General features: G+C 51.4%; 8 protein-coding genes. 7 read left to right on the plus strand and 1 reads right to left on the minus strand.

Annotated features, from left to right (window positions below; translation table 11 throughout):
* Together rpsO and ACTHUE_RS06940 are read left to right on the plus strand one after the other, a co-directional pair.
* Positions 1 to 260, plus strand: a 260-nt coding sequence (rpsO, locus tag ACTHUE_RS06935) for a 30S ribosomal protein S15 (protein ID WP_440423161.1), incomplete at its 5' end; no start/stop codon positions are given.
* Between the two features lie 178 nt (positions 261 to 438).
* Positions 439 to 2,532 carry an AsmA family protein gene (locus ACTHUE_RS06940; protein ID WP_070588331.1) on the plus strand — a complete coding sequence of 698 codons (2,094 nt, stop codon included), beginning with the start codon at positions 439 to 441 and terminating at the stop codon, positions 2,530 to 2,532.
* A gap of 267 nt (positions 2,533 to 2,799) precedes the next feature.
* Here the strand turns inward: ACTHUE_RS06940 and ubiD are convergent, their stop codons facing one another.
* Positions 2,800 to 4,278 (minus strand): 4-hydroxy-3-polyprenylbenzoate decarboxylase, encoded by a 1,479-nt coding sequence (gene ubiD / locus ACTHUE_RS06945; RefSeq protein WP_049344369.1) that lies wholly within the window; start codon positions 4,276 to 4,278, stop codon positions 2,800 to 2,802.
* 249 nt (positions 4,279 to 4,527) lie between these two features.
* Between ubiD and ACTHUE_RS06950 the strand changes: the two genes are divergently transcribed.
* From ACTHUE_RS06950 to prfA, 5 genes are all read left to right on the plus strand, one after another.
* Positions 4,528 to 5,190 (plus strand): DedA family protein, encoded by a 663-nt coding sequence (locus tag ACTHUE_RS06950; protein ID WP_150540528.1) that lies wholly within the window; start codon positions 4,528 to 4,530, stop codon positions 5,188 to 5,190.
* A gap of 66 nt (positions 5,191 to 5,256) precedes the next feature.
* Positions 5,257 to 6,240 (plus strand): asparaginase, encoded by a 984-nt coding sequence (locus tag ACTHUE_RS06955; protein ID WP_049344373.1) that lies wholly within the window; start codon positions 5,257 to 5,259, stop codon positions 6,238 to 6,240.
* Positions 6,241 to 6,253: 13 nt separating this feature from the next.
* Positions 6,254 to 7,021, plus strand: coding sequence for a TatD family hydrolase (locus ACTHUE_RS06960; protein ID WP_150540529.1), 768 nt, complete (start codon positions 6,254 to 6,256; stop codon positions 7,019 to 7,021).
* A gap of 287 nt (positions 7,022 to 7,308) precedes the next feature.
* Positions 7,309 to 8,577 carry an Nramp family divalent metal transporter gene (locus tag ACTHUE_RS06965; protein ID WP_070504437.1) on the plus strand — a complete coding sequence of 423 codons (1,269 nt, stop codon included), beginning with the start codon at positions 7,309 to 7,311 and terminating at the stop codon, positions 8,575 to 8,577.
* 155 nt (positions 8,578 to 8,732) lie between these two features.
* The coding region (gene prfA / locus ACTHUE_RS06970; RefSeq protein ID WP_440423163.1) for a peptide chain release factor 1 at positions 8,733 to 9,696 on the plus strand (964 nt) is incomplete at its 3' end.

A 9,696-nucleotide genomic window follows, 5' to 3' on the forward strand; every position in this document is an offset into this window, starting at 1 on the left:
CCGTAGAACAAAAAGCACAAATTGTTAAAGATTTCCAACGCAAAGAAGGCGATACCGGCTCTTCTGAAGTACAAGTCGCTCTGTTGACTTTCCGCATCAACGACCTGACTCCTCACTTCAAAGCCAACCCTAAAGACCACCACAGCCGTCGCGGCCTGTTGAAAATGGTTAGCCAACGTCGTCGCCTATTGTCTTACCTGCGTCGTACTCAGCCTGATACTTACCGTACACTGATTACCCGCCTGGGTCTGCGTAAATAATTTATGCTTAAATCAACACCGCCTTCGGGCGGTGTTTTTTATTAACATACCGATGCCGTCTGAAACACAGGCCCACGCTCTGTGTTATACTTCCACACGCTTAAGCAGCAAGGCTTAAACTTCCAATCACTCCTTAAAGCTCCCATCAAAGCGAGAATCTGAATTGTCTGTTCATTCCATGTTGCACTCAGGAAAATTTTGGCTGAAATCCCTGGTTTTCAGCATTGCCGTGCTTTTATGCCTCGCGGCGGTATTGAGTGCCTTAATGTTCCGCATATTCAATACAGAAAACATCGACGCATTCATACAGAAAAACTTTTCTGCCCATGGCTGCCAAGTCAAATACAACGCCAATATCAGCAGAAAATGGCTACCGCGCCCTACGCTGATTTTAAAAGACCTCAGCCTTTCCTCTTCCGAACCTGACACGCCGACGCTGAACATCGCTGAGTCCGAAATGGGCTTTGGTTGGAGCAGCCTATGGTCGGATGCGCCCATACTTGAGAAATGGATTCTTTTAAACCCGACACTGACACTGGACTCAAAACACCATCTGCCCGCCTGCCTGCAACAAGACCCATCGTCAAAAGAAAGTTTTCAGCTCAACCGCATCATCATCAATAACGGCAGCATCCGTTACCACAATAAAGAACAAGATATTGCCTTAAACGATCTGCAATTTTCCCTGCGCAGAGCCGATTCAGACGGCCGTCCATTCGATATCAGCGGCACACTGCAAAACATAGGCAACCCCATCAGTTGGCAAGGGGCCGGCCATCTTGTACAAGATGATGCCGGCTGGAGCGTTCCCGCCCTCAAATTAAACCTGCAAACCGTATTACTCAAAAACAAGCTGGATGCCCAAATCGCAGGCAGCCTTAATTGGCAAAACCAAACCGCCCTTTTCCGCGACTTCAATCTGCAAGCTGAAAGCGGCTATCAAAACTTGCATATCAACGCACGCTCGCCCCTCTTGCAGTTTAAAAACGGCTATTTGCACCTCAACACACTCAACGGCGCATTGACCGCCGGCAGTGAAAACAACCAATGGGACGGTTCATTCAAACTGGACAAAGCCAACCTCTACGCAACCGTTTTGACCGCCGCCAATTTTGAACTCAAAGGCAGCCATAAAAACGACCGACTCCAAACCAACTTTACCTTTTCCAGCCCATTGGTTTGGCAAAAAGGCAAAGGCATTGATGCGCCCAAACTGCACCTCAGCACCCTGCAAGACACCATCAACCGCCTTCCCCGCCCCCGATTCATCAGTACACTCGAAGGACAGGCCAATTTCAGCCTCAATACATGGGAAGGCCGTCTGAAAGGCGCATTTGACAGACAAGCCCTCGCCTTGGCCTTTAAATACCAACGCGATGCCCAGCCGCGCCCGCACCTTGACGCCGGTATCGCCTTACAAAAACTCAATCTGACCCCTTACTTGGAAGATCTGAAAACCCAGCCATCACTGAATCTTCCTTCCCTGCTGGCCAAATCCTGGTTGCCCGACATTGAGGCCAACCTCCAAATCGGCAGCATTCAAACTGCCGGTCTGCAATTAGAAAACATCGAATCCCTGCTCACCGCCGATAAAGAACATATAGCCCTACACCGTTTCAAAGCCGGGCTTTATGGCGGCAAAACCGAGGGAGGCCTGAGTATTGCGGCAACCCAACCTGCTTCCTACCACCTTCAGCAAAACGCAAAAGGCATACAAATTCAGCCGCTGCTGCAAGACCTGTTCGGTTTCCACAGCTTCAGCGGCAGCGGCGACGCCGTTATCGACATTAAAACTACCGGCAATGACCGTGCCCAAATGATACAAGCCTTAAACGGCAGCCTGCTTCTCGATATTACCAACGGTGCATGGCACGGCATCGATATGGACAGCATTCTGAAAAACGGCATCTCTTCGGAAAAAATCGACAACAGCAACCTCAAAACCCCTTTCCATCATTTCATCCTCAATAGCGAAATCGAGAAAGGCATCAGCCATCATATCAACACCGAACTGTTTTCTGACAGCCTGCACGTTGTCAGCAGCGGCTATACCGATTTAAATACCCAAAAGCTATCGGAAAACCTGCTTATAAGCAACGTACTGCAACCTAAAAACAAACCGATTCCCCTCAAAATCGGCGGTACCGTACAAAACCCTTCCATTACCCTCGATTACAGCCGCTTAACCAATGGCATGAACACACCTGCAGAAAAACAAAAAGCCCTGCAAGAAACCATACAAGAACAATGGAAGTGGCTCAAACCACGCTAAATTTTCAAATTAAAGGCCGTCTGAAACCCAAAAAGTTTCAGACGGCCTTTTAACAGATACATTGTCAGAATAAGATGTTTATTGGGGAATGACCATATACACAATCAGTGCAACAATGATGGCAAACCATATGGCCAACATTATCAAGCCTTTTTTGGAGAGTTTTCTTTTTCTCCAATCGAGCTTCAATATTTCTACCGTACCCTCAAACATAGACCCAATTATTTCCATCAATATTTGAAGTAGAAATTCCAATAAATCCGACATCTACAAACCCAAACGCTCCCAAATCTGATCGATTTTGGCCGTAACGGCAGGGTCTTTTTTGATCACACGCCCCCATTCGCGGTCGGTTTCACCCGGCCATTTGTTGGTCGCATCCAAACCCATTTTGCCGCCGAGTCCGCTGACAGGGCTGGCGAAGTCGAGATAATCGATGGGCGTATTTTCTACCAAAACAGTGTCGCGTACAGGGTCCATGCGCGTGGTGACCGCCCAGATGACTTCTTTCCAGTCGCGCACGTTCACATCGTCATCAACCACGATGATGAATTTGGTGTACATAAATTGGCGCAGGAACGACCAGCAGCCCATCATCACGCGCTTGGCGTGTCCGGCGTACTGTTTTTTCATACTCACCACCGCCATGCGGTAGGAGCAGCCTTCGGGCGGCAGGTAAAAATCAGTGATTTCAGGGAACTGCTTTTGCAAAAGCGGTACGAACACTTCGTTCAATGCCACGCCCAAAACGGCGGGTTCATCGGGCGGTTTACCTGTGTAGGTGGAGTGGTAAATCGGGTTTTCGCGCATGGTGATGCGCTCGACCGTGAACACGGGGAAATGGTCCTGCTCGTTGTAATAGCCCGTGTGGTCGCCGTATGGGCCTTCCAACGCGGTTTCGTTCGGATGGATGACGCCTTCCAGCACGATTTCAGCGCGTGCGGGCACTTGCAAATCATTGCCGATACATTTCACCAGCTCCGTCCGCGAACCGCGCAACAGTCCGGCAAATTGGTATTCGCTCAAGGTATCGGGAACGGGCGTTACCGCGCCCAAAATGGTGGCAGGGTCGCAGCCAAGCACGACGGCGACGGGATACGGCGTATCGGGATTGAGTTTGCGGAATTCCTGATAATCCAACGCGCCGCCGCGATGCGACAGCCAACGCATAATCAGCTTATTTTTGCCGATTAGTTGCTGACGGTAAATACCGAGATTTTGGCGTTTTTTGTTTGGTCCGCGCGTAACGGTCAAGCCCCACGTTACCAGTGGCGCAACGTCTTCCGGCCAGCAATGCTGAATCGGAAGTTTATACAAATCAACGTCCTCACCTTCCCGCACGATTTCCTGACACGGCGCATTTTTCACCACGTTCGGCGCCATGCTCCAAATGTCTTTCAGCAACGGCAGTTTAGAAAATGCGTCTTTGATGCCTTTAGGCGGTTCGGGTTCTTTCAGATACGCCAACGTCTGCCCGATTTCACGCAGCTTGGACACACTGTCCGCACCCATGCCCAGTGCCACGCGTTCGGGCGTGCCGAACAGATTCGCCAAGACGGGATAATCATAACGCGTACCATCAGGCTTAATCGGGTTTTCAAACAACAACGCCGGCCCTTCGGCACGCAGCACGCGGTCGGCGATTTCGGTCATTTCCAAATGCGGCGACACCGGATGCTGAATGCGCTTGAGTTTGCCATCAGCTTCCAATCCGGCGATAAATTCTCGCAGATCTCTGTATTTCATGATTTCATTTTCCTGAACAGTCCGTCTGAAAACAGACTGCCATTTCGGGTTTGAAAGATAAACCAGCGGCTATTGTACCTGCCAAATCTGTTCAAATCCCAACTTTCCACGCCCGAATTTCTAGATTTTTTGCAAACTACCGTCAAATTTAAACAATATCTGCTTGTGATTGCTTTCAGACGGCCTTATCTTTGGTAAAATTCCAACTTAATCCAGTCATCAATCAATATTTATCGTGGGACGGCGGCCATGTTTGCAATTTTAGAATCTTTTTTCGTTGAATACGGCTATGCGGCCGTGTTTTTCGTTTTGGTTATTTGCGGCTTCGGCGTGCCGATTCCTGAAGATTTGACGCTGGTAACCGGCGGTGTGATTTCCGGCCTGGGTTATACCAACTCGCATATTATGTTTGCCGTCGGCATGCTCGGCGTATTGGTAGGCGACGGCTTTATGTTTGCGGCCGGCCGGATTTGGGGACAAAAAATCCTTAAATTCAAACCGATTGCGCGCGTGATGACACCCAAACGCTATGCCCAAGTACAGGAAAAATTCGACAAATACGGCAACTGGGTTTTATTCGTCGCCCGTTTCCTGCCCGGCCTGCGTACTGCCGTTTTCGTGACCGCTGGTATCAGCCGCAAGGTTTCCTACCTACGTTTTATCCTGATGGACGGCTTGGCCGCGCTGATTTCCGTTCCGGTTTGGATTTATCTGGGCGAATACGGCGCACGCAATACCGACTGGCTGATGAAAAAAATGCATAGCCTGCAATCCGGTATCTTTACCGTACTGGGCATCGGCGCAGTCATCGTCGGCTGGATTTGGTGGAGAAAACACCGCCGCCACACCTTCTTCCGTGAAAAATTACACGAAAAACGCGCGGCAAAAGCAAAAAAACAAACCAATCAATAAACCATTCCAGGCCGTCTGAAACACTTCTCCGCTTTCAGACGGCCTCAATCATTCATCAGAAACACCATGAAACAAAAAATCTTCGTCCTCTACACCGGTGGTACCATCGGCATGACCCAAAGCAGCGCCGGCCTGCGTCCCGATACCGCTCTCGTCGATAAAGCCCTCGCCCCCTTTTCAGACGGCCTTGATTTCGAATGGCACGTTTGTCAGCCGCTCATCGATTCTTCCGCGGTAACGCTGCAAAACCAACGCGACTGGCTGGAGCTTATTATCGCCAAACTGCCTGACTATGACGGCATTTTGGTGTTGCACGGCACGGATACCATGGCATACACCGCCAACCTCTTCGCCCTTTCGCTGCAAGGTTTGGACAAACCCGTTATCCTGACCGGCTCGCAATGGCCTTACGATGCCGCCAACAGCGATGCGCCACGCAACCTGGCCACTGCCGTTTCCGCTTTCTCGCTCAAGCTCAAACAAGTGGCGATTGCCTTTGACGGCAAGCTCTTCCCCGCCGTCGGCAGCAGTAAAGTCAGCACCGAGACTGCCGCTGGTTTTGACAACCTGCATTTTGGCGCGCTCGCCGAATGGGAGGAAAACAAAGGTTGGCACAATATCCGTATCGCCCCGACCCAACATTCAAACGACCTCAATCCGCGTCTTCCAAATCCTGAAGCCAAAGTTTCCGTCCGCACGCTGATTCCCGGTTATGCCGCGCAAGAACTTTCAGACGACCTGCCCCACCTTTGCGCCCAAGCCCTGATTCTGCAAAGCTACGGCCACGGCAATGCGCCGAGCAACGATGCGTTTGTCCGAGCTGTCCAAGCCTTTACGCAACAAGGCAAATTGCTGCTCAACATCAGCCAAGTACCGCAAGGTTGCGCCGCTGCCGTCTATGCCCAAGGCGATGCTTTGCGTCAGGCAGGTATCATCAACGGTGGCAAATGCAATCTCGAAACCGCCACTGCGCTGATGACCCTTGCCGTATCCCATGACTGGAATGCGGATAAGGTGCAACAAGAATTGCGACAATTAAATCTGCTGTAAACCGCCATTTAACATGACTTTCACCGACACCCACTGTCATCTTGCCGACCCTAAACTTGCCAACACGCTGCCTGCCGTGCTTGCCGAAGCGCAAGCCGCCGGCGTGGCGCGTTTCATCGTACCGGCTACGTCCCCCAAGGATTGGCACTCCGTTGCGCAGTTGGAAAGGCTGTCTGAAAACATCCATATCGCTTTGGGCATTCATCCGTGGTTTTCAGACGGCCTCAACGAAGCGGCATTCCAAGAGTTAGAGAAAGAATTAATCCGGCATCCGCAAGCATGGGTTGGCGAAATCGGCTTGGATTTTTATGGCAAAGAGCAAACCCAAGCGCAACGCGACACACAAACCGACGTCTTTATCCGCCAACTTATCCTCGCCCAACACCTCAACCGCCGCGTCATCATTCATAATCTGAAAGCCGCCGCCGCCATTGCCGCCGCCGTCAAAACTGCCGGTTTCACGCAAGGCGGTATCGTCCACGCCTTCTCCGGCAGCGTAGAAGAAGCGCGGATTTTGGTGAAACTCGGCTTCAAAATCGGCATAGGCTCGCTGCTGCTCAATCCCAATGCCAAAAAAGTCCGTGCCGCCTTACAAGCCTTAGATGACACGGATTTTGTTCTCGAAACCGACAGCCCCTTTATGCTCGGCCACGAAACCAATACCCCGGCCAACATCCGCCGTATCGCCGAAATTGCCGCCGAACTACGCGGCGTACCGCTGGCACAACTGGCTGAAGCAACCGAGCAAAACGTGGATTCCCTGCTCCATATTTCCCCTTAATATGCCGACCTCAAGGCATCAAAAAGCCTCGCCCGGCCGTTCCGTTTCCAAACGGACACACTCAGCCCTCCCTACCCCATGTTCATGAATAAAAAGCGATACAAGGCCGTCTGGAAAAATGTTTTTGGCACAAAATATCGTTCACTCCGTCATCTCGGCTTTTTAACACCGTATTTTCCTTTTGATTGATAAAAAGTATTACGCATATTATTGGGCAAACTTTTTATTTACGTTAAAATATGCTTTTTATTGATAATAAGGCCGTCTGAAAAAGGCGGAAACTAATTATGGCTGAACAACATACACACGCTTCCACCTGGAAGAGCAAAATCAATGCTCTCGGCCCGGGTATCATGATGGCTTCGGCGGCAGTCGGCGGCTCGCACCTGATTGCCTCCACGCAGGCAGGCGCACTTTACGGCTGGCAGCTTGCGCTGATTATCATTCTGACCAACCTGTTCAAATACCCTTTTTTCCGCTTCAGCGCACATTACACGCTGGACACGGGCAAAAGCCTGATTGAGGGCTATGCCGAAAAAAGCCGCGTTTATTTGTGGGTATTTTTGATTTTGTGTATTGCATCGGCAACGATTAATGCCGGTGCAGTCGCCATCGTTACCGCCGCCATCGTCAAAATGGCGATCCCATCGCTGACTTTCGATGCCGGCATGGTGTCCGTCATGATTATGGTTTCCTGCCTGCTGATTTTGGCAAGCGGCCGCTATAAAGCATTGGACAACGTTTCCAAAATCATCATCGTCAGCCTGACCATTGCCACCGTCGCCGCAGCCGCCGTGGCCATGTCTCGCGGCATGCAGATGAAACCCGACTTTATCGAGCCTACCCCGTGGACACTGGCAGGCTTGGGCTTCCTCATCGCACTGATGGGCTGGATGCCTGCACCGATTGAAATTTCCGCCATCAACTCTTTGTGGGTTACCGAAAAACAACGCATCAACCCTTCCAGCTACCGCGACGGCATTTTCGACTTCAACGTCGGCTATATCACCAGCGCGATTTTGGCGGTCGTTTTCCTCGCCTTGGGTGCATATGTACAATACGGCAACGGAGAGGAAGTGCAAATGGCGGGCGGCAAATATGTTGGCCAACTGATTAATATGTACGCCGTGACCATCGGCGACTGGTCTCGTCCGCTGGTGGCATTTATCGCCTTCGCCTGTATGTACGGCACCACCATTACCGTAGTGGACGGCTACGCACGTGCGATTGCCGAACCGGTACGCCTGCTGCGCGGCAAAGACAAAACCGGCAATGCCGAATTGTTTGCTTGGAACGTCTGGGTTGCAGGCTCAGGCTTGGCCGTGATTTTCTGGTTCAACAGCGCAATGGCGGAACTGCTCAAATTTGCCATGATTACCGCCTTCGTTGCCGCCCCTGTATTCGCTTGGCTGAACTACCGCCTCGTTAAAGGCGACAAACGCCACAAACTGACCATGGGGATGAACTTCCTCGCCATTATTGGTTTGATTTATTTGACCGGCTTTACCGTTTTATTCCTACTGAACCAAACAGGCATCTTGGCTGCGCCTAAATAAGCCCATATAAAAAAGGCCGTCTGAAACTTAAAAACAGGTTTCAGACGGCCTTTCCAATCCATCATATCTTTTTGAATTTTCATTCAAACCCATTATAATAACGCCTTATTTCGCCGTTGCAGACCACCCGACGGCATCCGTATTTTGGAAAATTTATGAAGCCGTCTATCTTAGAAAAACTACAACAACTCAGCGACCGACTAGAAGAAGTCACACATTTGCTCGGACAGCCTGAAGCCACGTCCGATATGGACAACTACCGCAAACTCACGCGCGAACACGCCGAATTGACGCCCGTCGTCGAAGTCTTCCAAAACTATCAGCTGGCGCAAAGCGACTTGGCAGATGCCGAAGAAATGCTGTCCGACCCTGAAATGAAAGACTTTGCTGCCGAAGAAATTGAAACGGCCAAAGCCAAAATCGACAAACTCGATACCGAATTGCAAAAACTACTACTGCCAAAAGATGCCGACGACGATAAAAACATCTTTATCGAGGTACGTGCCGGTACCGGCGGCGACGAAGCTGCTCTGTTTGCAGGCGATTTGCTGCGTATGTACAGCCGCTACGCCGAGCGCAATCGCTGGCAGGTTGAAATCGTTTCCGCCAACGAAAGCGAATTGGGCGGCTATAAAGAAGTCATCGCCCGCATTATCGGCTTAGGCGCGTACAGCCGTCTGAAATTTGAATCGGGCGGCCACCGCGTGCAACGCGTCCCTGCTACCGAAAGCCAAGGCCGCATCCACACCTCCGCCTGTACCGTTGCCGTCATGCCCGAAGCGGACGAACTGGAAGACATTGAACTGAACCCCGCCGACCTGCGCATCGACACCTTCCGCGCATCCGGCGCGGGCGGTCAGCACATCAACAAAACCGACTCCGCCGTCCGCATTACCCACTTACCGACAGGCATGGTAGTCGAATGCCAAGACGGCCGCAGCCAACACGCCAACAAAGCGCAGGCGATGAAAGTCCTCGCCGCCCGCTTAAACGACGCGCAAAAACGCGAAGCCCAAGCCAAAGAAGCCGCCGAACGCAAATCCCTGATCGGCAGCGGCGACCGCAGCGAACGCATCCGCACCTACAACTACCCGCAAGGCCGCGTGACCGACCACCGCA

It is taken from the genome of Neisseria sp. P0021.S005, assembly GCF_051956955.1.